Below are 22,108 nucleotides of genomic sequence, written 5' to 3' on the forward strand. Positions count from 1 at the left end.
GATGGATCAATTGCTGATCAACCGCATTGTCGAAGGTGCGCTGCTGGCCTCCAGCCAGCCGCTCACCCTGGCCCAGCTGAAGGACCTGTTCCCGGAAGAGGAACCGGCACCGCCGGGCAGCATCGAACGCGCACTGGAACGCCTGCGCGAAGCCTGCGAAGGCCGCGGCGTGGAACTGGTCGAGGTCGCCTCCGGCTTCCGCTACCAGGTCACCGGCGAAGTGCATGGCTGGATCAGCCGGCTGTGGACCGAACGCAAGACCCGTTACACCCGCGCCACCCTGGAAACCCTGGCGCTGATCGCCTACCGGCAGCCGATCACCCGCGGCGAGATCGAGCAGGTGCGCGGCGTGGCGGTCAGCAGCAACATCATCCAGGCGCTGGAAGAACGCGAGTGGATCCGCGTGGTCGGCCACCGAGACGTACCCGGCAAGCCGGCGCTGTTCGGCACCACCAAGGGCTTTCTGGATTATTTCGGCCTGAAGCGATTGGATGAGCTGCCGCCACTGTCGGAACTGAAGGACCTGGGCGAGCTGGAACCCCAGCTGTCCCTGGACCGCGATGCACCGGCAGCGGCAAGCGCCGACGGTCCTGACCTCTCGGCCGGCGACGAAAGCGCTGCCGCGAACGATGATGCCGGCCTGGCCGGCAGTGACACCCCCGATTCCGCCGACGCAGCCCCTGCGCCGGCTTCCGATGAGCAAGCACCTTCGCCCCTCGATGATGGGCACCCCGATTCCGCGCCGGGCGAGCGCGCGGTGCCAGTGAACGAACGCGAAGACAACGCCGTCGCGATGACGACCGTGGCTGTTGACCAAGCCGATTCCGAACCAGAGGCCGACCTCGAAACCGTCGGCCGGAGCAAAACTGATGAGTGACACCCCTCGCAAGCTGTCGTTGAACAAGCTCTCGCTGAAGCGCGAAGCCACCTCCGAACAGTTCAAGTTGGAAGAACGCCTGCACAAGGTGCTGGCCCAGGCCGGCCTTGGCTCGCGCCGCGCGCTGGAACAGCGCATTGCCGAAGGCCTGGTCAAGGTCAACGGTGAAGTCGCGCAGACCGGCATGTCGGTCAAGAGCGGCGACAAGATCGAACTGGATGGCCGTGGCTTCGTCGCCACCGCCCTGGCCGAGCCGTCGCGCGTGCTGGTCTACAACAAGCCGGAAGGCGAAGTGACCACCCGCGATGATCCGGAAGGCCGCCCGACCGTGTTCGAGTCGCTGCCGCCGCTGAAGGGCGCGCGCTGGATCGCGATCGGCCGCCTCGACATCAACACCACCGGCCTGCTGCTGGCCACCACCGACGGTGAACTGGCCAACGCCATGATGCACCCGTCGTTCGAGGTCGAGCGCGAATACGTGGTGCGCGTGCGCGCGCCGGAAGGCGAGGAAAAGGTCTCCGACGCCATCGTCGACCGCCTCACCCGTGGCGTGGCACTGGAAGATGGCCCTGCCAAGTTCGACGAGATCGAACGTATCGGCGGCACCGACTCGCACGACTGGTTCCGCGTCGTGGTGAAGGAAGGCCGCAACCGCGAAGTGCGTCGCCTGTGGGAGTCGCAGGGCTGCCAGGTCAGCCGCCTGAAGCGCACCCGCTACGGCAAGGTGAGCCTGCCGCGCGAACTGGCCCGTGGCCATTCAGTGGAACTGGGCACCGCGCAGGTGGAAGCCCTGCGTGCGCAGCTGAAGCTGGAAGAAGGCGCACCGTCGGCACTGACCCTGCAGCCGGTGATCGGCCAGCGCCGTGCCGCCAAGACCACCGTGCGCGTGCGCGAAGGTGGCCGCGGCAACGCCTACGTCAACGGTCACAACACCGCTGACGAAGGCCGCGAGCTGCGTCGCTTCGACAACGTCCGCGAAGACCGCGGCCGTGGTCGCGGCGGCAAGGGCGGCGGCTTCAAGGGCGGCCTGACGGTCAGCGGCGAAGCGGCGGCCAAGCAGTCGCAGAAGCCGTTCAAGCAGCGTGCCCAGAAGAACGATCGTTCGCTGCCGGAAGGCAACCCGGCCGCGTTCCGCACCTGGTACGTGCCGGATGGCGTGAGCACCGGCCCGAGCGGCCATCGCAACGCCGGTCCGGGCGCACGCGGCCCCGGTGCCCGTGGTCCGGGTGCAGGCGGCCAGGGCCGTCCGTACGGCAAGCCGAAGGGCCCGGGCGCAGGCGCCGGTGGCGGCCAGGGCCGTGGCGGTTTTGGTGGTGAAGGCCGAGGCGGCGCAGGCGGCCAGGGTCGTCCGGCCGGTGCGGGCAACCGCTCGCAGGGCCAGGGCAACAAGCACCCGTACGGTCATCCTGGCAACGCCCCGAGCTTCCCGTCCGACCACGCCACGCCGGGCTTCAACCCGTATGGCAGCCCGAAGCCGGCACAGGGCGCCCGTCCGGGCGGTCGCGGTCCGGGCGGTGGCAACAACCGTGGCCCGGGCGGTAACCGTGGTCCCGGTGGTCCGGGTGGCAACCGAGGCCCGGGCGGCCCCGGCGGCAACCGCGGTCCGGGCGGCCCGCGCCGCAGCGGCCCGCGCGGCGGCTGATCAGCGATCCGACTGAAATGAAAAACCCCAGCTCCGGCCGGGGTTTTTCTTTAAAAGGGGACGGAGGGGATTAAGTCGTTTTTGCCTCAAAGGGGCGAAAGCGACTTAATCCCCTCCGTCCCCTTTTGCGTGGCGCTGGAACGCGGCGGGTGTGGTGCCGGTCATGCTGCGGAAGAAGGCGATGAACGGGCTCTCGGCGGAGAAGCCGGTGTCCTGCGCCACATGCGCGACGCGATGGCCGAGCAGCAGCAGCTCCATGGCCCGCATCAGGCGCCATTGCTGGCGCCAGGCCTGGTAGCTCATGCCGGTATCACGCTGCATTAGCCGGCCAACGGTACGCACGCTCAGGTCCGCACGCGCGGCCAATTCGCCCAGTTCGGGCGGCAACTGTTCGGCCAGCGGCAGACAACGTGCGATCCGCGGATCACGCGGCAGAGGCAGGTCCATCGGCGCCACCGGTGCAGCGACGATTTCCAGCACGCACAACGCCAGTTGATGGTGTGCGCGCGGCGACTGCCAGTCATGGTCGAACGGTGCCTGCGCGATCGGCTCCAGCAAGGCCTGCAGCAGCGGACCTACGCCGATGATGGCCGGCTGGCGGGGCAGCTGGGCTGACAGGGTGGCGTCGAAGTACAACGAACGGTAGTCGACCGCCTGGCGCATCTGCGCGCGATGGCGCAGCCCACCCGGAATCCACGCTGCGCGCGCGGGCGGCAGCAGGCTGACGCGATCTCCATAGGTCAGGCGCGTACAGCCCTGCCGGGTGTACAGCAGCTGCGCGCGCGCATGCTGGTGCCAACCCGAGTCGTGATCCGCCAATGAGGCCGCGATACCCAGCACCGGAGCGCCCCAGGCATCGGCGTCGAAGTGTGCATCCGGCTGCAACCAAGCCATGTCTTATTTCATGTATTCGATGACAGGATATACAGAGTGCGCCATTGCGGACGCGACCACAATGCGCGGCCCTGTTCCTGGAGCGCCCGCATGTCGCGCCGCCTGTTGCTGCTCACCATTGCACTGCTGATGTTTCCGCAGTTGGCACAGACCCTGTACAGCCCGGCCCTGGCCGATCTGGCCGAACGCTTCGCCCTGCCGCCGAGTGCCGCCAGCCAGGCCATGAGCCTGTACCTGTTCGGCTTCGCTGCAGGCGTGCTGCTGTGGGGGCGCCTGGCCGATCGTATCGGTCGTCGCCCTGCCCTTCTCTGTGGCCTCGGCGTTTTCGCAGCGGGCGCATTGGGCGGGCTGGTGGCTGGCAGCTTCGGCCAGGTGCTGCTGGCCCAGGCATTGGCCGCAGTCGGCGCCGCCGCCGCTTCGGTGGTGACCCAGACCGTGCTGCGCGACCATCTGCAGGGGCCAGCGTTGGCCCAGGCATTCTCCTGGATCGGCATGGCCCTGGCCCTGAGCCCGGCCATCGGTCTTGCACTGGGCACGCTGCTGGTCGCCGCCAATGGCTATGTCGGCGTACAGTCCGGCCTGCTGCTGATAGCTGTCCTGCTGGCAGTCGCATGCCTGGCAGGCCTGCGCGAAAGCCGCCCTGCACATATCCCGCACACGCCCATGCTGCCGCTGCTGCGGGAACTGCTGCGCGATCGCTGGATCTGGTCACACGCGTTGCTGGTGATGGCCTTCAACGTGGCGATGTACAGCTGGTATGCACTCGGCCCCTTCGTGTTTGCACGCCTGCACTGGCCAGCCACCTGGTTCGGCGCCAGCGGCGCGGTGCTGGCATTGGGCTCGGCACTGGGCGCGTGGGGCAATGGCCGCCTGCTGCGTGCAGGCGTTGCCGCAACCACGCGCATCCGCATCGCCGCAGGCCTGGTTCTGACGGGAGGCCTGCTGGCCGCGCTGCTGCATGATCACCCTGCCCTGGTCGCGGCGATGGTGCCGGTGGTGACGGGCTTCGGTCTTGCCATTCCCAATGTGCTCGGCCAGGCCCTGCGCGGCTATCCACACTGTCTCGGCAGCGCAGGCGCGCTGTTCGGCCTGCTTTACTACCTGTTGATCGGCGCGGCAATGGCGTTGGTCGGTGCAGTGCAGCTGCTGGCACCGACCCTCATCGTGTGTGGCCTGCTGGCCTTGTGGCTGCAGCGGGATCGGTCAGTCGACGGCGGAAGGCCTGGCTGCCGATCGTAACGATGAAGGACTCGCTCCTGCTGCCACGCGGGCAGCAGGGGCCCCGAGGTCCCTGCCCCGGGGCCTGGATCAGCGAACAGCGGGTTACTGCACGTTGATCACTTCGTCCATCGGCGCGAGGAAGTTGCCAGGACTGTTGCGCGACGCCGAGATCACATAGGTCCCGGGTGTTGCGATGGTCGCGGTGCAATGGCGGATGGGCGTGGTGTTGCCACCGTCGTAATTGTCATTGGTACGGCACAGGAACTGACCATTGGCATAGACCGAGAAATTACTCGTTCCATCCACCTGGCCGCCGCCTGTGATGTAGATTTCCGACGGCGAGCCAGCCACACGCGGCAGGGTGCCGATCTCGAATCTGGCCGTCACCGGATGCGGCAACAGGCTGGGACACGGCACAACGAGTCCGCTGTCAGACAGGCAGACCTCGGCGTGGGCGATGGCGGGCGTGGCGATGAGGGCCACGAGCAGCACGGACGTTCTGAACTCCATTCCAGCGTCTCCAATGATCCCAGCAGAATCGCTGGGACGTCCCTGTTAGGCATTGTGGGGTTACTGCAGGGTCAAGGAAACGTAAATGCACTGCGCGCCCACAGCGTCGGATAGCTGCAGGACCCGCTCTGGGCGGTGCGTTGCACCGCCTCCACTGCGGTTGGCCCCTATCCCTGCCCGATGACTTCATGTCGATGCAGGATGCTCACCGCGGCGCGGCACTTTTCCGGCGCGGATCGACGCTCACACCGCATGTTAGGAATTGCTGCAAACACGAGGCATTGTGCGCCACGCCCGGAATTCACATCAGGACGCTGGCTATCGTGCGCGCTCTCCCACACCAGGCAGATGCCCATGATCACCATTACCGCCGAACAGGCACGCGCCAACGCCGATGCCGCCAAGCGCCCGATCGAACAGTTCTACCGCGACCTCGACAACTCGATCCAGATCGGCTCGGAGAATGGCCGCCGCTATCTCGTGTTCGGCTTCAGCCAGGTGATGGCCAGCGAGCAGCTCGTCGAAGACGTGACCGCACAACTGCTCAAGAATGGTTTCGGTGTCGAACGGTTGTTGAGCGATTCCGAACAGCACTACATCCGCATCAGCTGGGGATCTGCCGAGCCGTCGCGCCTCAGCGCCGGCTGAGGGTGAACGCGGTGCCGTCCACGCCCAGGTCCCAGCCCTTGCCGGTACCGGACAGGGCCAGCGAGATGTCGCCCTTGGTCATCACCTGCGCGTTGCTGGACTTCACCGCACCGGCGTGCGCACCCACCGAGGCGTAAGTACCCAGTAGTTCGTTGACGCTGACCGCGCCGGTGAAGCTGCCACGCCCGTTGGTGATCTTCGACTTGCCCACGGTCAGGCCGCCGCCCTTCATCTGGATGCGCACCGGCATGCTGGCGCCGTTGCTGCAGGTGACCGTGCCATTGCCGGAGGCGGTCTTGTAGATCAGCGACCAGCCGGACAGGTTGTAGCGCAGCTCGCAGTCGAGGTTGCCGGCGGCGTGCGCGGCCGGGGCCAGCGATGCGGCGGACAGGCCCAGCAGCAGGGCGAAGGACGTGTTCATGGCAGGACTTCCAGTTCGGTCGGACTGGCGGCGAATCTAGCAGCGCGCGCGTGCACGTTGAATGCAGGCGCGCGCGCTGGTGCGGCGGCGTTCAGGCCGTCGCTCAGGCCTGCTCGTCCAGGTGGAAGGCATCAGCATCGAGCATCGCCGGGAATCGTGCGCGGTGTGCAGCCAGCGCCTCGGCCGAGATGGTGGTGGTGACCACTTGCTCGCGCTCGCGGATCTCCACCTGCGGCTGGCCGAGGAAATCCAGCACCGCGCTGTCACCCGCGTAATGCAGCTGGTTGCCATCGACGCCGACACGGTTCACCGCAGCAACGAAGCACAGGTTCTCGATCGCACGTGCACGCAGCAGTGTCTTCCACGCATAGGCGCGTGCCGACGGCCAGTTGGCGACGAAGATCTGCAGATCGAAATCCATCTGCTGCGGACGTTCAACGTTGAAGCGGTTGCGGCAGAACACCGGGAAACGCAGGTCGTAGCAGACCTGCGGATTGATCCGCCAGCCCTTCCATTCCACGCTCAGGCGCTCGCGGCCGGCCGCATAGCGCTCGTGCTCGCCGCCATAGCGGAACAGGTGGCGCTTGTCGTAGTACTGCAGCTCGCCGTCGGGTGTGGCGAACAGCAGCCGGTTGTAGACGCCTTCGCCATCACGCAGCTGCACGCTGCCGATCACCGCCGCGTCCAGCGTCTTGGCCTGTTCGCGCACCCAGGCCACGGTCGGGCCGTCCATGCCTTCGGCCTGGGCGATGGCTTCATTGGAGAAGCCACTGGTGAAGGTCTCCGGCAGGATCACCAGATCGGTGGTGCCGGCCAGCGGTGCCAGCAGCGCGCCGTAGTACTCACGGTTGCCCGCCGGGTCATGCCAGCGGGTGTCGCCCTGGACGAGGGAAATGCGCAGGTCCTGCATGTTCACGCCTCCGCTCAGAGCAGGCGCAGGCGTTCGATCGCCGCGTCCATGGTCGCTTCATTCTTGGCAAAGCACAGGCGCACCAGGCGCTGGCCGGCCGGCGGATTCTCGTAGAACGGCGACAGCGGGATGGCGGTGACGCCCTTCTCGATGGTCAGCCACTTCACGAACTCATGGTCCGGCAGGTCGCTGATGGCCGAGTAGTCGACCAGCTGGAAATAGCCGCCCGGCACCGGCAGCGCCTTCAGCCGGGTGCTGGCCAGCTGCTCGCGGAAGCGGTCGCGCTTGGCCTGGTAGAACGCACCCAGCTCCAGGTGGTGCTCGGGCTCGTCACGGATCATCGCGGCGAAGCCGTACTGCGCCGGGCCGAAGCTGGTGAAGGTGTTGTACTGGTGCACCTTGCGGAACTCGGCGGTCAGCGCCGGCGGGGCGATCGCATAGCCGATCTTCCAGCCAGTGCAGTGGTAGGTCTTGCCGAAACTGGAGATGACGAACGCGCGTTCGCGCAGTTCCGGGTAGCGCAGCGCCGATTCATGGCGGCGGCCGTCATAGATGATGTGTTCGTACACCTCATCGGAGATCAGGTAGATCTGCGTGCCACGCAGCAGCTCGGCCAGTGCCTGCATGTCCTGCGCCGACAGCATCGCGCCGGACGGGTTGTGCGGGGTGTTGACGATCAGCATGCGGGTACGCGGGGTGATCGCCGCACGCACGCGGTCCCAGTCGACGGCGAAGGTCTGCGGATCCAGCGACACGTGCACGGCCTTGGCGCCGGCCAGATCGATCGCCGGTTCATAGCAGTCATACGCCGGGTCGAGCACGATCACTTCCTCGCCCGCACGCACCACGGCATGGATGGCGTTGAAGATGGCCTCGGTGCCGCCGCTGGTGACGGTGATTTCGCTGTCCGCGTCGACCTGCGCGCCGTAGCAGTCCAGCGCCTTCTGCGCGATGGCTTGACGCAGCGGCGCCACACCGGTCATCGGCGGGTACTGGTTCAGCCCGGCGGCCATCGCCTTTGCAGTCTCGTCGATCAGGCGCTGCGGTGCGGAAAAGTCCGGGAACCCCTGACCGAGGTTGACTGCGCCGTGTTCGGCGGCGAGCTGGGACATCACGGTGAAGATAGTGGTACCGACCTTGGGCAGCTTGGTGGTGGGTTGCATCGGCCTGGGGATATGGGGAGACAGACCCCTGAGTTTACGCAATCCCTGCTTCGGTAGTGCCGGCCGCTGGCCGGCAACCCCAGGCAATCTGCGACGCTGGGTCGCACCTGCCGGCCAGCGGCCGGTACTACCCTGTGAATTCACCGCTACAATTGCCGCCGCACTCCGGCATGAAGACCTTTGCCCCTTGAACACCCCTGCATTGCTGGCCGCCAGCGGCCTGAGCTTTTCCCGCAATGACGAGCCGGTGTTCGGCCCGCTGGACTTCCATGTGGACGCCGGCGAAGCCCTGCTGGTTCAGGGCGGCAATGGCGCCGGCAAGACCACCCTGCTGCGCGTGCTGGCGGGCCTGGCCCGGCCTGGTGCCGGGCAGGTGCAGATCGATGGCAGGCCGGCCGGCAATGCCGAGCGCGCGCGTTACGTCGCCTACCTCAGCCACCTGCCCGCATTGAAGCCCGATCTGGACACGCTGGAGAACCTGCATTTCCTGTGCGGCCTGCACGGCCGTCGCGCACGGCAGATGCCGGGCAACGCGCTGGCCATTGTCGGCCTGGCCGGTTATGAGGACACTCTCGTTCGGCATCTGTCCGCCGGACAGAAGCGGCGGCTGGCACTGGCACGCATCTGGCTGTCACCGGCGCCGCTGTGGCTGCTCGACGAACCCTATGCCAACCTCGACCTGGAGGGCATCACCCTGGTTAACCGGATGATTTCCGCGCATCTGCGTGCCGGCGGCGCGGCGCTGGTCACCACCCACGGCGCCTATGCCGCACCACCGGTGCGTACCCGCCAGCTCGACCTCGGCGGTACCGCATGATCGCGCCAGGCACCGAACCGGGCCTGTGGCAGACCGCAGCGGCCCTGCTCAAGCGCGACCTGCGCCTGCTCTGGCGCCGCCGCGGCGATGCGTTGCAGCCGCTGCTGTTCGCGGTACTGGTGGTGGTGCTGTTCGCGCTCGCCCAGGGCCGCGAACCGCAACTGCTGGCCGCCACCGCCGGCGCGGTGCTGTGGCTGGCGGTACTGCTTGCCGGCCAGCTGTCGCTGGATTCGCTGTTCCGCTCCGATGCCGAAGACGGCTCGCTGGAGCAATGGCTGCTGGCGCCGGTGCCGCTGGCCTGGCTGGTGCTGGTGCGCGTGCTGCTGCACTGGGCCACCACTGCGCTGCCGCTGATCGTGGTCAGCCCGTTGCTGGCGGAAATGCTGCATCTGCCGCATGACCAGCTGCCGATGTTGCTGGCATCGTTGCTGCTGGGAACGCCGTTGCTGAGCCTGATCGGTGGCGTGGTCGCCGCGCTGACCGTAGGCATCCGGCGCTCTGGTATTCTCGTGGCGTTGCTGTCGTTGCCGCTGTACGTGCCGGTGCTGGTGTTCGGTGCAGGCAGCCTGGCAGCGGCGGGGCGCGGACAGGATCCGGTCGGTGCGCTGCTGATGCTGGGCGCCGGCCTGCTGGTCGCGCTGGTGCTGGCGCCGTTGGCCACCGCCGCTGCAATACGTATTTCTCTGAGTTGACCGAGCTGAGAGCCAATCCACCCCTGCTGGATAGCCGCCACGCATGAATCCGATTGTCCGCTGGTTCCACCAACTCGGTTCGCCCCCCACGTTCGACCGATTCGCTGCCCGCTGGTCGCGGGTGTTCTACCTCGCGGCGGTGCCGGTGCTGCTGGTCGGCATGTGGCAGGCGCTGCTGGTGGTGCCGCCGGAAGCCAAGCAGCTGGACAGCTTCCGCATCCTCTACATCCACGTGCCCAGTGCCTGGATGAGCCTGTTCGTATTCGCGCTGATGGCGCTGTATGCCGCCATCGCCCTGATCTGGCGGGTCAAGGTCTGCGAGATCCTGGCCATGGCCTGCGCGCCGATGGGCGCAGGCTTCACCCTGATCACCCTGTTGACCGGCAGCATCTGGGGCAAGGGCACCTGGGGCACCTGGTGGGACTGGGACCCGCGCATGACCAGCGAGCTGGTGCTGCTGTTCCTGTACCTGGGCGTGATCGGCCTGTATCACGCCATCGAGGACCGCCGCAGCGCCGCACGCGCAGCCGGCCTGCTGGCCATCGTCGGCGTCAGCCTGCTGCCGGTGATCCGCTATTCGGTGGACTGGTGGGGTGGCCTGCACCAACGCCAGTCGATCAACGTGTTCGGTGAATCGGCGATCAGCAGCGCGATGATCGCGCCACTGTGGTGGATGGTGATCGGCACCAAGTTCTGGTTCGCTGGTTCGGTGCTGGCCAAGGCCCGCGCCGACAATCTCGACCGCGAGGCCGGCAAGGCCTGGGTCGCTGGTCGCGTCGATGCCGCACGTGCGGCCGGGGAGGCCCAATCATGACCCACCTGCCCTATGTGATCGGCGCCTACGCCGTGTTCGTGCTGGTACTCGGCGCCGATGCCATCGGTTCGTGGCTGCGCCTGCGCGTGGCACGCCGGTTGGCGCTGGCACGCCAGCAGCGGCAGCAGACCCGCGCCGTCAAACAGGACGCTGCGGCGCCGCTGTCGACGGAGCTGGAACGATGACGCCGGTACAACGTCGCCGCCTGGTCTGGGTACTACTGGCCCTGCTCGCCTCCGGGCTGGCCACCGCGCTGGTGGCGATGGCGCTGGAACGCAACATCGCCTACCTGTACACGCCTTCGGAAGTGCTGCGCGGCGATGTCGATGCGCAGTCGCGGTTCCGCCTGGGCGGCATGGTGGTGAAGGGCTCCTTCAACCGCCCGGTGGGTTCGCTGGAAGCACGTTTTGAAGTGACCGACGGCGATGCCCAGCTGGCGGTGACCACGTCGCGGATCCTGCCGGACATGTTCGCCGAAGGCACCGCAGTGGTCGCCAGTGGCCGCCTGCAGGACGATGTGTTCGTCGCCGACGAGGTGCTGGCCAAGCACGATGAGAAGTACGTGCCCAAGGAAGTGGCCGACAAGATGGGCGACGCCCATCGCAAGCATGACGTGCCGGTGACGGCACCCGAGGTGCGCTGAGTGCTGCCCGAACTGGGTCAGATCCTGTTGTTGTGCGCGTTGCTCGCCTCGCTGCTGCAGGCCGGCCTGCCGCTGGTCGGCGCGCATCGCGGCAACACGGCATGGATGGCGGTGGCACGGCCAGCCGCCTTCGCACAGCTGCTGCTGCTCGCCGGCGCCTTCGCGGTGCTCACCGCTGCGTTCGTGCAGCAGGACTTCTCGGTGCGCTACGTGGCCGAGAACTCCAATTCGCTGCTGCCGATGATCTACCGCTACTCGGCGGTGTGGGGTGCGCACGAGGGATCACTGCTGATGTGGGCGCTGGTGCTGGCGCTGTGGACCGGCGCGGTGGCGCTGTTCTCGCGGCACCTGCCGGCACCGGTGCAGGCGCGTGTACTGGCGGTGATGGGCATCGTCAGCGTCGGATTCCTCGCCTTCCTGATCTTCACCTCCAACCCGTTCCTGCGCCTGAATCCGGCCCCGCTGGAAGGCCGTGATCTCAACCCGCTGCTGCAGGACCCGGGCCTGATCATCCATCCGCCGATGCTGTACATCGGTTACGTGGGCTTTGCTGTGCCGTTCGCGTTCGCGGTGGCGGCACTGCTGGAAGGCCGCGTCGACGCGCGCTGGCTGCGCTGGACGCGGCCGTGGACCAACGTCGCCTGGGGCTTCCTGACCCTGGGCATCGCGCTGGGCAGCTGGTGGGCGTATTACGAGCTGGGCTGGGGCGGCTGGTGGTTCTGGGACCCGGTGGAAAATGCCAGCTTCATGCCGTGGCTGGTCGGTGCGGCACTGATCCATTCGCAGGCGGTCACTGAGAAGCGCGGCACTTTCGGCAGCTGGACCCTTCTGCTGGCGATCGCGGCCTTCGCGCTGTCGCTGCTCGGCACCTTCCTGGTGCGCTCCGGTGTGCTGACCAGCGTGCATTCGTTCGCTGCAGATCCGTCGCGCGGCCTGTTCATCCTGGTGTTCCTGTCGGTGCTGGTCGGCGGCAGCCTGCTGCTGTACGCACTGCGCGCCAGCCAGCTCAGCGTGGACGCCGACGATCCGCGCCGTGGCTTCACCGCCACCTCGCGCGAGACCCTGCTGCTGGCCAACAACCTGCTGCTGGCCACCGCCTGCGCGATGGTGCTGCTCGGCACACTGTATCCGTTGCTGGCCGATGCACTGTCGCTGGGCAAGATCTCGGTCGGCCCGCCCTACTTCGGCAGCCTGTTCCTGCTGCTGATGGCACCGATGATCCTGCTGCTGCCGTTCGGCCCGCTGGTGAAGTGGCAACGCGACCAGCCCTCGCGCTCGTTCGCGCTGCTGGCACCCTGGCTGGGGCTGGCGGTGCTGCTGGGTGCGCTGGCCTGGTGGCAGGCGCCGCAGAACGGCTGGAAGGCCGGTCTCGGTGTCGCTGCCGCGGTCTGGGTCGGCTTCGGTACCGCACGTTTCGTCTGGCAGCGACTGCGCGGCAATGGCCGCTTCACCGCCGAAATGCTCGGCATGATCGTCGCCCATGCCGGCATCGCCGTGTTCCTGGCCGGTGCGCTGCTGGTGGAAGCCCTCAATGTACAGCGTGAAGTGGCGCTGGCACCGGGCCAGCAGGTGGTGGTCGGCCGCCACGAAGTACGCTTCGAGGGCGTGGACCATCGCGAAGGACCGAACTTCATCGCCGACCGCGGCCACCTGCGCGTGTTCCGCGACGGCCGCGAGCTGGCCCTGCTGCATCCGGAGAAGCGCCAGTACGCCAGCGGCGGCCAGGTGATGACCGAGGCCGGCATCGATGCACGCTTCGATGGTGATGTCTACGTGGCATTGGGCGAGCCGCTGGGCAACAATGCATGGGCGGTCCGGGTGCACATCAAGCCGTTCGTGCGCTGGATCTGGCTGGGCGCGCTGCTGATGGCCCTGGGCGGATTCATCACCGCCGCCGACCGCCGCTTCCGTCGTCCGTAGGAGTTCCCATGTCCGAGTCCCCAACCCCGCGCCCCTCCCGCCCGCTGCCGCCGGTAGCCATCGTGATCGGCGTGCTGTTCTTCTTCGGCCTGCTCGGGCTGATGATCTACGGGGTGATGAAATCGGGTGACCCGCAGCGCGACGTGCTGCCATCCGCGCTGATCGACAAGCCGGCGCCGGCGTTCGCGCTGCCGGTGCTGCACGACCCGGAAATGATCGTGCACAGCGACGAACTGCGCGGCGCGCCTTACCTGTTGAACGTGTGGGGCAGCTGGTGCGCGGCCTGCCGCGAGGAACACCCGGTGCTGACCCGTTTCGCCGAGAGCAAGCGCGTGCGCGTGATCGGCTACAACTGGAAGGATGAACCGACCGATGCCCTGCATTGGCTGGAACAGCTGGGCAACCCGTTCATGGTCGTGCTCAGCGACGTGGAAGGCCGCACCGCGATCGACTGGGGCGTGACCGCGGCACCTGAAACCTTCCTGGTCGATGGCAGCGGTGTCGTGCGCTGGAAGTACAGCGGTGCGATGACCCAGCGCGTGGTCGACGAGAAGTTGATCCCGGCACTGGAGAAGATCGAGAAGGCCCAGGGCAATGCCGGCAGCACGCTGCACACGGCGCCCTGAGCCCATGCGCTGGCTGCTGGCATTGCTGCTTCTGATGCTGCCCCTGGCCGTGCTGGCGCAGCAGCCGTTGCATGATCCGCAGCCACTGCAGTTCCGCGATGGCGCCGAAGAACGCCGCTTCCATGACCTGGCCGCACAACTGCGCTGCGTGCAGTGCCAGAACCAGTCGCTGGCCGATTCGAACGCGCAGATCGCGCAGGACCTGCGCCGCGAGGTGCTGCAGCTGATGCAGCAGGGCCACGACGACGCGCAGATCAAGCAGTTCCTGGTCGCCCGCTACGGTGAGTTCGTGCTCTATCAACCGCCTCTACAGCCGGGCACCTGGCTGCTGTGGGGCGGTCCGCTGCTGGTGCTGGGCGCCGGCGCGCTGGTGGTACTGGGCATCGTCCGCCGCCGTGGCCGCACGGTTGCTGCCGCCCCCGCCAGCAAGACCGATGAAGGAGACGGATGGTGAGCCATTGGCTGCCGATGCTGGCTGGACTGGTGGCCGCACTGATGGCGGCGCTGGTGCTGTGGCCGCTGCGCCACCACGGTCGCCGCGGTTTCGTGGTGGGCGTGCTCGCGCTGGGCGTGGCCGGTGCCTGCCTGTATCTGCTGGTTGGTGATCCGCGTGCGGCACAGGTACAACCGACGCCATCGGCAGCCACCCTGCGCGATGGCGTGCAGGCCCTGCAGGACGCACTGAAGCGCGACCCGCAGCGGGCTGATGGCTGGGCACTGCTGGGCCGGTCGCAGGCCGAACTGGGCAATGTCTCGGCCGCGGCAGACGCCTTCGCGAGGGCCGCCGCATTGGCACCGGATGATCCGGGCGTGCTGGTGGAAGCCGCACAAGCACGCGCGCAGGCTGATGCCGGCAAGCAGTTCGATGACACCGCAATGGCCTGGTTGCAGCAGGCGCGCACGCTGGCCCCGGACGCCGAGCGCGCCAGCTGGCTACTGGGCATCGCCCTGCGCCAACGCGGAAAGAATGCCGAGGCTGCCGACGTCTGGAGCGGCCTGCTGCCACGGCTTGAACCGGGTGCTGCGCAGGCGCTGCAGGCACAGATCGCCATCGCCCGCGAGGCCGCCGGCCAGGCGCCCGATGCCGCCGCTGCGGCGCCACCGGCGCTGCTGCAGGTGCGCGTGCAGTTGCCTGCGCTGGAGAACGCCGAGTGGCCCGCCAGCACCCAGGTGTTCGTACTGGCCCGCGCCGTGGGTGGACCGCCGATGCCGGTGGCCGCGCGCAAGCTGCCCCTGGCAGGTTTCCCGGCCACGGTCGGGCTGGGCGACGGTGACAGCCCGATGCCCACCGCACCGCTGTCGGCCCATCGCGAAGTGGAAGTGCTGGCACGCATCTCGCGCAGCGGCAGCGCCAACCGCAGCGAGGACGACCTGCAGAGCGTTCCGGTGAAGGTGAGCCTGCCACATCAAGGCGTGGTGGAACTGCGGTTCCCTTGACGCGCCGCACGGCACTGCCGGGGGCATCGCCGATGGAAACCAGCGTGTCGCCAGCTCCACATGCGGCCCCGCTAGAATGACTGCATGACCGAATTCATCCCGCCCGGCACCCGCTTCCACGCCCTGCCCTCGCCATTCCCGTTCAAGCGCGGTGGCGCATTGCATGGCGCACGCGTGGCCTACGAAACCTGGGGAACACTGGCTGCCGACGCCAGCAACGCGATCCTGATCGTGACCGGGCTGTCGCCGGACGCGCATGCGGCGGCCAACGAGGCCAACCCGGCACCAGGCTGGTGGGAAACGATGGTTGGCCCGGGCAAGCCGATCGATACCGGCCGCTGGTTCGTGGTCTGCGTGAACTCGCTGGGCAGCTGCAAGGGCTCGACCGGTCCGGCCTCGCTCAATCCTGCCAACGGCGAACCCTACCGCCTGGACTTTCCCGAGCTGTCGATCGAAGACGGCGCACGCGCCGCCATTGAAGTCGTGCGTGCACTGGGCATCGAACAGCTGGCCTGCGTGGTCGGCAATTCAATGGGCGGCATGACCGCGCTGGCGGTACTGATGCTGCACCCGGGCATCGCGCGCAGCCACGTCAACATTTCCGGCAGCGCGCAGGCACTGCCGTTCTCGATCGCGATCCGCTCGCTGCAGCGCGAGGCGATCCGCCTTGATCCGCGCTGGAATGGCGGTCGCTACGACGATGCCGAGTACCCCGAGTCCGGCATGCGCATGGCGCGCAAGCTGGGCGTGATCACCTACCGCTCGGCACTGGAATGGGATGGCCGCTTCGGCCGCGTGCGGCTGGATTCGGACCAGGCCGACGACGATCCGTTCGGCCTGGAATTCCAGGTGGAAAGCTACCTGGAAGGCCATGCCCGGCGCTTCGTGCGCTTCTTCGATCCGAACTGCTACCTCTACCTGAGCCGCTCGATGGACTGGTTCGACCTGGCCGAATACGCCGACGGTGATGTGCTGGCCGGTCTGGCGAAGATCCGGGTGGAGAAGGCGCTGGCGATCGGCGCCAACACCGACATCCTGTTCCCGGTGCAGCAGCAGCAACAGGTCGCCGACGGCCTGCGCGCAGGCGGTGCCGACGCGCGCTTCATCGGCCTGGAGTCGCCACAGGGCCATGACGCCTTCCTCGTCGATTTCGAGCGTTTCGGCCCGGCCGTGCGCGGCTTCCTCGACGCGCTGTAAGTGGCATGGCGGCGTAACCTCGCGCTGGCCGCGTTCGGTGCGTTGATCGCACTGACGGTCAGCGGCGTGCTGCCGCTGTGGCTGGGCGGTTGGTGCCTGCTCGCCAGCGCGGTGTCGTTCGGCCTGTACGGCCACGACAAGCGCGCGGCGCAGCGAAAGCAGTGGCGTGTTCCCGAGCGCACACTGCAGTTGCTGGCCTTTGCCGGCGGTTGGCCGGGCGCGCTGCTGGGCCAGGCGCTGTTCCGCCACAAGCATCGCAAAGCCGGATTTCAGTGGGTGTTCTGGCTGTGCGTGCTGGCCAACGTGGCCTCGATCGCGGTGATGCTGCGCGAGTTCTCGCGGTAACCGTTCGAATGGGTAGTGCCGGCCGCTGGCCGGCAATTGCGTATCCATATCAAGCGCCATGAGGTTGCCGGCCCGCGGCCGGCCCAACCCTTCACGCTTCGCGTACCACACACCCCACACCCCCCCGGTACTGCGCATCCACCACGCCGTCCGGCAGGTCGTCGTGGGTGATCATCAGCAGGCTGCGCCCGTCCAGCAACCCGGAGAGGTCCTGCAGCAACGCACGTGCGGTATCCACGTCCAGGCCTTCGGTCGGTTCGTCCAGCAGCAGGATCGGCGCAGTGCGCAACAGCGCGCGCGCCAGCGCCAGCCGTCGCGCCTGGCCTGCCGACATCGTTGCGCCGTTCTCGCCGACCCAGGCCTGCAGGCCACCGTTGCGCTCGGCCCAGTCACCCAGGCGCACGCGACGCAGCACCGACCACAACGCGGCATCGCTGGCATCGGGATCACCCAGCCGCAGGTTCTCGGCCACCGTGCCGGCAAAAACCGGTGCGTTCTGCGGCAGCCAGGCGAGCTGGCGGTGCCACTCGGCCTGGGCGACGTCGCGCAGGTCACGGCCACCATAGGTGATTCGCCCCTGTTGCGGATCCCATAGCCGCAGCAGCAGGCTCGACAGGGTGGTCTTGCCACTGCCGCTGTCGCCGCGAATCGCGATCCGCTCGCCCGGCGCCAAGGTCAGCTGCAGGCCGGATAACACCGGCCGCGCCGCGCCGGGCCACTGGAAGTGCACGTCATCCCAATGCACGCGCGCCGCCTGCGGCACCGGCTGCGGCGCCTGCGGATCCTGCACCGTCGGCGGTTGTTCGACGATGGCCTGCAGGCGATCGGCAGCAATGCGCCCGGACTGCAGCGACTGCCAGGCCAGGCCCATGCCGGCCCACAGTTCGATCAGCGCCACGGTCAGGAACACGAGGCCTGCGGCCATTTCCGGCGCGATGCGCTGCTGTTCGGCCGCATGCAGGGCCAACGCCAGCATCGCCACCAGCCCCAGCCCGGCGACCAGGCCGTGCAGGGTCGAGGCCGCGATCAGGCGCCAGCGCCGACGACGATCCCGCGAGGCCAGCTGCTTGGCGGCCACGCGCACCTTCAGCTGCCAGGCCGCATCGGCATGCAGCGCGGCCAGATCACCGGCCCCTTCCAGCCCTTCGAACGCGGCGGTGCGCAATGCGGCGCGGTGCGCGGCACGGTCCGCCTCTTCATCGTCGTGGCCACGCACGCCCAGCCACGGCACACCGAAGGCGATCAGCAGTGCCAGCACCGCCAGCAGCATCGCTGCCGAGGGCAGGATCAGCGCCGCCGAGGCGACCGCCACCAGTGACAGCGCGCCCAGCGCCACCAGCGGCCCGATCGCGCGCACCAGCAGCCCATCCACTTCGCCGATGTCCCCCAGCAGCCGCGCCAGCAGCTCGCCGGTACGCGTAGCCCCCAACCGTGCCGGGGCAAGTGGCAACGCGCGGCGGAAGAACCACACGCGCAGGTCACGGGCAATGCGCAGCGTGGCATCGTGGCCAACCAGCTTTTCGAAGTAGCGCGACACGATGCGCGCCATGGTCAGGCCGCGGATTCCGGCCGACGGTGAGAAGAAATTGAAGCCCTGGCCGAGGCCGGCTGCACCTGCCAGCGCGGCTGCGGTGAGGAAGCCACCCGACAGGCCGAGCAACGCGGTGCCTGCCAGCATCGTGGTCCACAGCAACAGCACGGTCAGCAACAGGCGCGGGCGATGGCGCAGGAACACCGCGCGCAACGAATCGGGCGAACGGCTCATGCGCGCACCGCCTGTGCCGGCTCGACCAGGCGGCCTTCCGGCAACAGCAGGCAACGGTCGGCCCAGGCGATCACCGCCGGGCTGTGGGTGGCGACCACCACGCTGCGGCCACGTGCATACGCGGCCAGGCTGCGCAGCAGGGCCGCTTCGGTATCGGCATCGAGGAAGGCCGTGGGTTCATCCAGCAGCAGCACCTGCGGGTCACGCAGCAGCAGGCGGGCCAGGCCGATGCGGCGGGCTTCGCCACCGGACAGGCCGAAGCCGCGCTCGCCGATCACCGTGTCCAATCCCTGCGGCAGGCGCTGCGCGAACTGCAGGACCTGCGAAGCCTCGGCCACCGCGCGCAACCGCGCATCGCTGGCGCCGGGATCGGCCAGGCGCAGGTTCTCGGCGATGCTGCCATGGAACAGGTACGGTCGCTGGCTGGCATAGGCGACCTGCACGCCGGGCCGCAACTGCAGCTTGCCGGCACGCGGTGGCAACCAGCCGGCCAGCGCCTCCAACAGCGTGCTTTTGCCGGAGCCGCTGGGACCGACCAGGGCCAGGCGCTGGCCCGGCTCCAGCAGCAGGTCCAGATCCTGCAGCACATCCTGCGGCGCACCCAACGGGCGCAGCACCAGCCCTTGTGCCTGCAGTGGTGGCAAGGCGGCCTCGGCCGGCTCGACTGCCAGCGGTGCAACCTCGTTTTCGATCAGGCCCTGCTCGTCCGGCAGCGACTGCAGCAGGCGCTCCACTTCGGCGGCGGCAGCCAGTGCATTGGCACGATCGTGGTAGTGCGCGGCCAGCCGTCGCAGCGGCGCATAGAACTCCGGCGCCAGCAGCAGGCAGAACAGGCCCGCGCCCAGCGTCGGCACCGCTGCATGCAGCGACATCATGCCCAGATAGCTCAGGCCCAGGTACAGCGCCACCATCGCCACGCTCACCGAGGCGAAGAATTCCAGCACCGTGGACGACAGGAACGCGATGCGCAGCACCTTCAGCGTGCGCACGCGCACGCCTTCGGCGGCAGCCTCGATGCCCTCCAGCTCGGCGTCACCGCGGCCATACAGGCGCAGCAGGCCCAGGCCCTTGATCCGGTCGGCGAAATGACCGCTCATGCGCGCCAGCTCACCCAGCTGCGCGCGGCCGGCGGCTTCAGCGCCCCAGCCCACCAGCATCATGAAGAACGGCACCAGCGGCGCGGTGAACAGCAGGATCAGTGCCACCACCCAGTCGACCCAGGCCACGGCGGCCAGGATCAGCAGCGGCACCACCACCACTTCGGTGCGTACCGGCAGGAAGCCACTGTAATAGCTCTCGATCGCATCACCGTGGTGCAGCATCAGTTCGCCCAGTTCACCGGTGCGGCGCTGCCGCAGCCACAGCGGGCCATGGCCCAGCAGGCGCGCGAACACGCGTTCGCGCAGTGCCAGGCGGGCGGCATCGGCCACGTCACCGGCAGCGGCCTGGGTGGCGCTGCCCAGCAAGGTGCGCAGCACCAGGATCACGGCCAGCCCACCCAGCACCGGCAGCCCCGAGGCCAGCGGTGCGCGCTCAACCAGTACCTGCTGCACCAGCCAGGCGATGGCGGCGGCCTGGCCGATCAACAGCGCGCCGGACAGGCTGATGCACAGGGCTGCCAGACGCTGGCGGCCCCGGGCGGAGCGTGCCAGATCGGCCAGCCAGGCCGTGCGGGCACGCCGCTGGCGGGCGGTTTCAGCTTCCGGGGACAGGCCGTCGGGGGTCGTTTCGGCAGCGCTCAAGGGGTCTTCACGGGCAACGGGGGAGACACGGCATTGTAGGCGCAGGCAATAGCCGGCCTCTGCGGCCAGCGGTCGCAGTCTTCATCAGGTTGGCATACGATCAACCGGGGCACCTGTTCATACATTGATCTGGATCAAGGCTGTTTGAAGTAGTCGGTCACATCATTCACGTCGTAGACCACCCTTCCCGCCACCTGCAACGGCACTATCCACGAGGTAGCCAGGCCATGATTGATCAGACAGTCGTAGAACTGTCGCGGCTGCAATTCGCGCTGACCGCGATGTACCACTTCCTATTCGTACCGCTCACCCTCGGCCTGTCCTTCATGGTGGCCATCATGGAGAGCGTGTACGTGATGACCGGCAAGGAGATCTGGCGCAGGATGACCCTGTTCTGGGGCGTCCTGTTCGGCATCAACTTCGCCATGGGCGTTGCCACCGGCATCGTGATGGAATTCCAGTTCGGCATGAACTGGTCCTACTACAGCCACTACGTGGGTGACATCTTCGGTGCGCCGCTGGCCATCGAAGGCCTGATGGCCTTCTTCCTGGAAGCCACCTTCGTCGGCCTGTTCTTCTTCGGCTGGAACCGCCTGACCAAGGTCAAGCACCTGATGGTGACCTGGCTTATGGCGCTGGGCACCAACCTGTCGGCCATCTGGATCCTGATCGCCAACGGCTGGATGCAGAACCCGACCGGCGCAGTGTTCAACCCGGAAACCATGCGCATGGAAGTCGTCGACTTCATGGCCGTGGTGTTCAACCCGGTGGCGCAGGCCAAGTTCGTGCACACCGTCAGCGCCGGCTACGTGACCGGCGCGGTGTTCGTGATGGCGATCAGCGCCCTGTTCCTGCTGCGCAACAAGCACAAGGACCTGGCCCGCCGTTCGTTCGCGGTGGCCGCGGCGTTCGGCCTGCTGTCCTCGCTGTCGGTGGTGGTGCTGGGTGACGAGAGCGGTTACGCCGCCAGCGAGCACCAGAAGATGAAGCTGGCCGCGATCGAAGCGATGTGGGAGACCGAGCGTGCGCCGGCCGACTTCACCGCCTTCGGCATCCCGAACCAGGAAACCCACCAGAACGACTACGCGGTGAAGATCCCGTACCTGATGGGCCTGATCGCCACCCGCTCGTTGAACCAGCCGATTCCGGGCATCCTGGAACTGGTCGAGCGCGCCGAACACCGCGTGCGCGGCGGCCAGCTGGCCTACGGTGCGCTGGAACGCCTGCGTGCGAACAAGAACGACGTCGAGGCGCGCGAAATGTTCGACCGCCATTGGCAGGACCTGGGCCACGGCCTGCTGCTCAAGCGCTACCGCGATGACATCCTCAACGCCACCCCGCAGGAAATCTCGCAGGCGGCGATGGACACCGTTCCGCGCGTGATGCCGCTGTTCTGGACCTTCCGCGTGATGGCCGGCCTGGGCTTCTACCTGATCGCCTTCTTCGCACTGGCCTTCTACTACTCCTGCCGCAACAACTTCCAGGACAAGCGCTGGTTCCTCAAGCTGGCCCTGTGGACGCTGCCGGCACCGTGGATCGCGATCGAGTGTGGCTGGTTCGTCGCCGAATATGGTCGCCAGCCGTGGGCGGTCGACGGCGTGCTGCCGACCTTCTATGCGGCATCGGGCCTGGCCCTGCATGAAATCGTGCTGACCCTGGCCGGCTTCACCGCGATCTACACCGCGCTGATCGTGGTCGAGATCAAGCTGATGCTCAAGGCGATCCGCAAGGGCCCGGACGAGGTACTGCCGTCGCTGCAGTCGCCCCAGCCGCATGCTTCCCACAATGCCTCGGCGCCGGCCGCCGGCCAGGCCTGAGGCAGGA

At 67.8% G+C, this 22,108-nt stretch carries 23 protein-coding genes; 16 read left to right on the forward strand and 7 right to left on the reverse strand.

From position 1 onward, the window contains the following. Position 1 precedes the first annotated feature (1 nt). Both scpB and V3B25_RS01720 read left to right on the forward strand, forming a co-directional pair. Positions 2-877, forward strand: coding sequence for an SMC-Scp complex subunit ScpB (scpB, locus tag V3B25_RS01715; RefSeq protein ID WP_049423988.1), 876 nt, complete (start codon positions 2-4; stop codon positions 875-877). Continuing rightward, the gene (locus tag V3B25_RS01720; RefSeq protein WP_049401107.1) at positions 870-2,519 is read left to right on the forward strand and encodes a pseudouridine synthase; all 1,650 of its coding nucleotides are present in this window, start codon (positions 870-872) and stop codon (positions 2,517-2,519) included. Before scpB ends, V3B25_RS01720 begins: the two co-directional genes overlap by 8 nt. Positions 2,520-2,624: 105 nt before the next feature. On the opposite strand, the gene V3B25_RS01725 is transcribed toward V3B25_RS01720, so the two are convergent. Next, positions 2,625-3,413 (reverse strand): helix-turn-helix transcriptional regulator, encoded by a 789-nt coding sequence (locus tag V3B25_RS01725; RefSeq protein ID WP_049401109.1) that lies wholly within the window; start codon positions 3,411-3,413, stop codon positions 2,625-2,627. 90 nt (positions 3,414-3,503) lie between these two features. Here V3B25_RS01725 and V3B25_RS01730 point away from each other — a divergent pair, with 90 nt between their 5' ends. Then, a complete protein-coding gene (locus V3B25_RS01730) occupies positions 3,504-4,652 on the forward strand; it encodes an MFS transporter (RefSeq protein WP_329809898.1) in 1,149 nt (382 codons plus the stop codon). Positions 4,653-4,736: 84 nt separating this feature from the next. Here V3B25_RS01730 and V3B25_RS01735 read toward each other — a convergent pair whose 3' ends face one another. Next, the gene (locus tag V3B25_RS01735) at positions 4,737-5,144 is read right to left on the reverse strand and encodes a hypothetical protein (protein WP_010486702.1); all 408 of its coding nucleotides are present in this window, start codon (positions 5,142-5,144) and stop codon (positions 4,737-4,739) included. A 354-nt stretch (positions 5,145-5,498) separates the two neighbouring features. Here V3B25_RS01735 and V3B25_RS01740 point away from each other — a divergent pair, with 354 nt between their 5' ends. Continuing rightward, positions 5,499-5,792: a hypothetical protein gene (locus V3B25_RS01740; RefSeq protein WP_032129780.1), complete on the forward strand. Its 294-nt coding sequence runs from the start codon at positions 5,499-5,501 to the stop codon at positions 5,790-5,792. On the opposite strand, the gene V3B25_RS01745 is transcribed toward V3B25_RS01740, so the two are convergent. From V3B25_RS01745 to V3B25_RS01755, 3 genes are all read right to left on the reverse strand, one after another. Next, entirely contained in the window at positions 5,779-6,213 is a 435-nt protein-coding gene (locus V3B25_RS01745) for a hypothetical protein (protein ID WP_329809899.1), read from the reverse strand. The genes V3B25_RS01740 and V3B25_RS01745 overlap by 14 nt on opposite strands. Before the next feature lie 103 nt (positions 6,214-6,316). Then, the gene (locus tag V3B25_RS01750; protein ID WP_329809900.1) at positions 6,317-7,123 is read right to left on the reverse strand and encodes an amidohydrolase; all 807 of its coding nucleotides are present in this window, start codon (positions 7,121-7,123) and stop codon (positions 6,317-6,319) included. Between the two features lie 14 nt (positions 7,124-7,137). Continuing rightward, on the reverse strand, positions 7,138-8,286 hold the full coding sequence (locus tag V3B25_RS01755) for a pyridoxal phosphate-dependent aminotransferase (protein WP_049423978.1): 1,149 nt from the start codon (positions 8,284-8,286) through the stop codon (positions 7,138-7,140). Positions 8,287-8,473: 187 nt separating this feature from the next. On the opposite strand from V3B25_RS01755, the gene ccmA reads away from it, so the two are divergent. The 11 genes from ccmA to V3B25_RS01810 all read left to right on the forward strand — a co-directional run bounded on the left by ccmA (position 8,474) and on the right by V3B25_RS01810 (position 16,777). Next, positions 8,474-9,103, forward strand: a complete 630-nt coding sequence (ccmA, locus tag V3B25_RS01760) for a heme ABC exporter ATP-binding protein CcmA (RefSeq protein WP_032129784.1) — start codon at positions 8,474-8,476, stop codon at positions 9,101-9,103. Next, positions 9,100-9,795, forward strand: a complete 696-nt coding sequence (gene ccmB, locus V3B25_RS01765) for a heme exporter protein CcmB (protein WP_032129785.1) — start codon at positions 9,100-9,102, stop codon at positions 9,793-9,795. The genes ccmA and ccmB overlap by 4 nt, the downstream gene beginning before the upstream one ends. A 43-nt stretch (positions 9,796-9,838) precedes the next feature. Beyond that, a complete protein-coding gene (gene ccmC, locus V3B25_RS01770) occupies positions 9,839-10,609 on the forward strand; it encodes a heme ABC transporter permease CcmC (RefSeq protein ID WP_329809901.1) in 771 nt (256 codons plus the stop codon). Beyond that, positions 10,606-10,794 carry a heme exporter protein CcmD gene (locus tag V3B25_RS01775; protein WP_032129786.1) on the forward strand — a complete coding sequence of 63 codons (189 nt, stop codon included), beginning with the start codon at positions 10,606-10,608 and terminating at the stop codon, positions 10,792-10,794. Before ccmC ends, V3B25_RS01775 begins: the two co-directional genes overlap by 4 nt. Beyond that, positions 10,791-11,252 (forward strand): cytochrome c maturation protein CcmE, encoded by a 462-nt coding sequence (gene ccmE / locus V3B25_RS01780; RefSeq protein WP_032129787.1) that lies wholly within the window; start codon positions 10,791-10,793, stop codon positions 11,250-11,252. Before V3B25_RS01775 ends, ccmE begins: the two co-directional genes overlap by 4 nt. Next, entirely contained in the window at positions 11,253-13,172 is a 1,920-nt protein-coding gene (locus V3B25_RS01785; RefSeq protein ID WP_329809903.1) for a heme lyase CcmF/NrfE family subunit, read from the forward strand. Between the two features lie 8 nt (positions 13,173-13,180). Beyond that, the gene (locus V3B25_RS01790; RefSeq protein ID WP_049423972.1) at positions 13,181-13,798 is read left to right on the forward strand and encodes a DsbE family thiol:disulfide interchange protein; all 618 of its coding nucleotides are present in this window, start codon (positions 13,181-13,183) and stop codon (positions 13,796-13,798) included. Between the two features lie 4 nt (positions 13,799-13,802). After that, complete coding sequence (locus V3B25_RS01795; protein ID WP_049401127.1) at positions 13,803-14,252, forward strand: cytochrome c-type biogenesis protein; 450 nt, start codon at positions 13,803-13,805, stop codon at positions 14,250-14,252. Further along, positions 14,246-15,235 carry a cytochrome C biogenesis protein gene (locus V3B25_RS01800; protein WP_100473378.1) on the forward strand — a complete coding sequence of 330 codons (990 nt, stop codon included), beginning with the start codon at positions 14,246-14,248 and terminating at the stop codon, positions 15,233-15,235. Before V3B25_RS01795 ends, V3B25_RS01800 begins: the two co-directional genes overlap by 7 nt. 84 nt (positions 15,236-15,319) lie before the next feature. Next, a complete protein-coding gene (locus V3B25_RS01805; protein WP_329809904.1) occupies positions 15,320-16,432 on the forward strand; it encodes a homoserine O-acetyltransferase in 1,113 nt (370 codons plus the stop codon). Beyond that, on the forward strand, positions 16,433-16,777 hold the full coding sequence (locus V3B25_RS01810; RefSeq protein ID WP_329809905.1) for a DUF1294 domain-containing protein: 345 nt from the start codon (positions 16,433-16,435) through the stop codon (positions 16,775-16,777). Between the two features lie 91 nt (positions 16,778-16,868). Here the strand turns inward: V3B25_RS01810 and cydC are convergent, their stop codons facing one another. Next, positions 16,869-18,542 (reverse strand): thiol reductant ABC exporter subunit CydC, encoded by a 1,674-nt coding sequence (cydC, locus tag V3B25_RS01815; RefSeq protein ID WP_329809906.1) that lies wholly within the window; start codon positions 18,540-18,542, stop codon positions 16,869-16,871. Next, a complete protein-coding gene (gene cydD / locus V3B25_RS01820) occupies positions 18,539-20,284 on the reverse strand; it encodes a thiol reductant ABC exporter subunit CydD (protein ID WP_100473382.1) in 1,746 nt (581 codons plus the stop codon). The genes cydC and cydD overlap by 4 nt, the downstream gene beginning before the upstream one ends. A gap of 227 nt (positions 20,285-20,511) precedes the next feature. Between cydD and V3B25_RS01825 the strand changes: the two genes are divergently transcribed. Then, positions 20,512-22,101, forward strand: a complete 1,590-nt coding sequence (locus tag V3B25_RS01825) for a cytochrome ubiquinol oxidase subunit I (RefSeq protein WP_049423960.1) — start codon at positions 20,512-20,514, stop codon at positions 22,099-22,101. Positions 22,102-22,108: the final 7 nt, after the last annotated feature.

This window comes from Stenotrophomonas sp. SMYL8 (genome assembly GCF_036320065.1).
Classification (GTDB): domain Bacteria; phylum Pseudomonadota; class Gammaproteobacteria; order Xanthomonadales; family Xanthomonadaceae; genus Stenotrophomonas; species Stenotrophomonas maltophilia_A.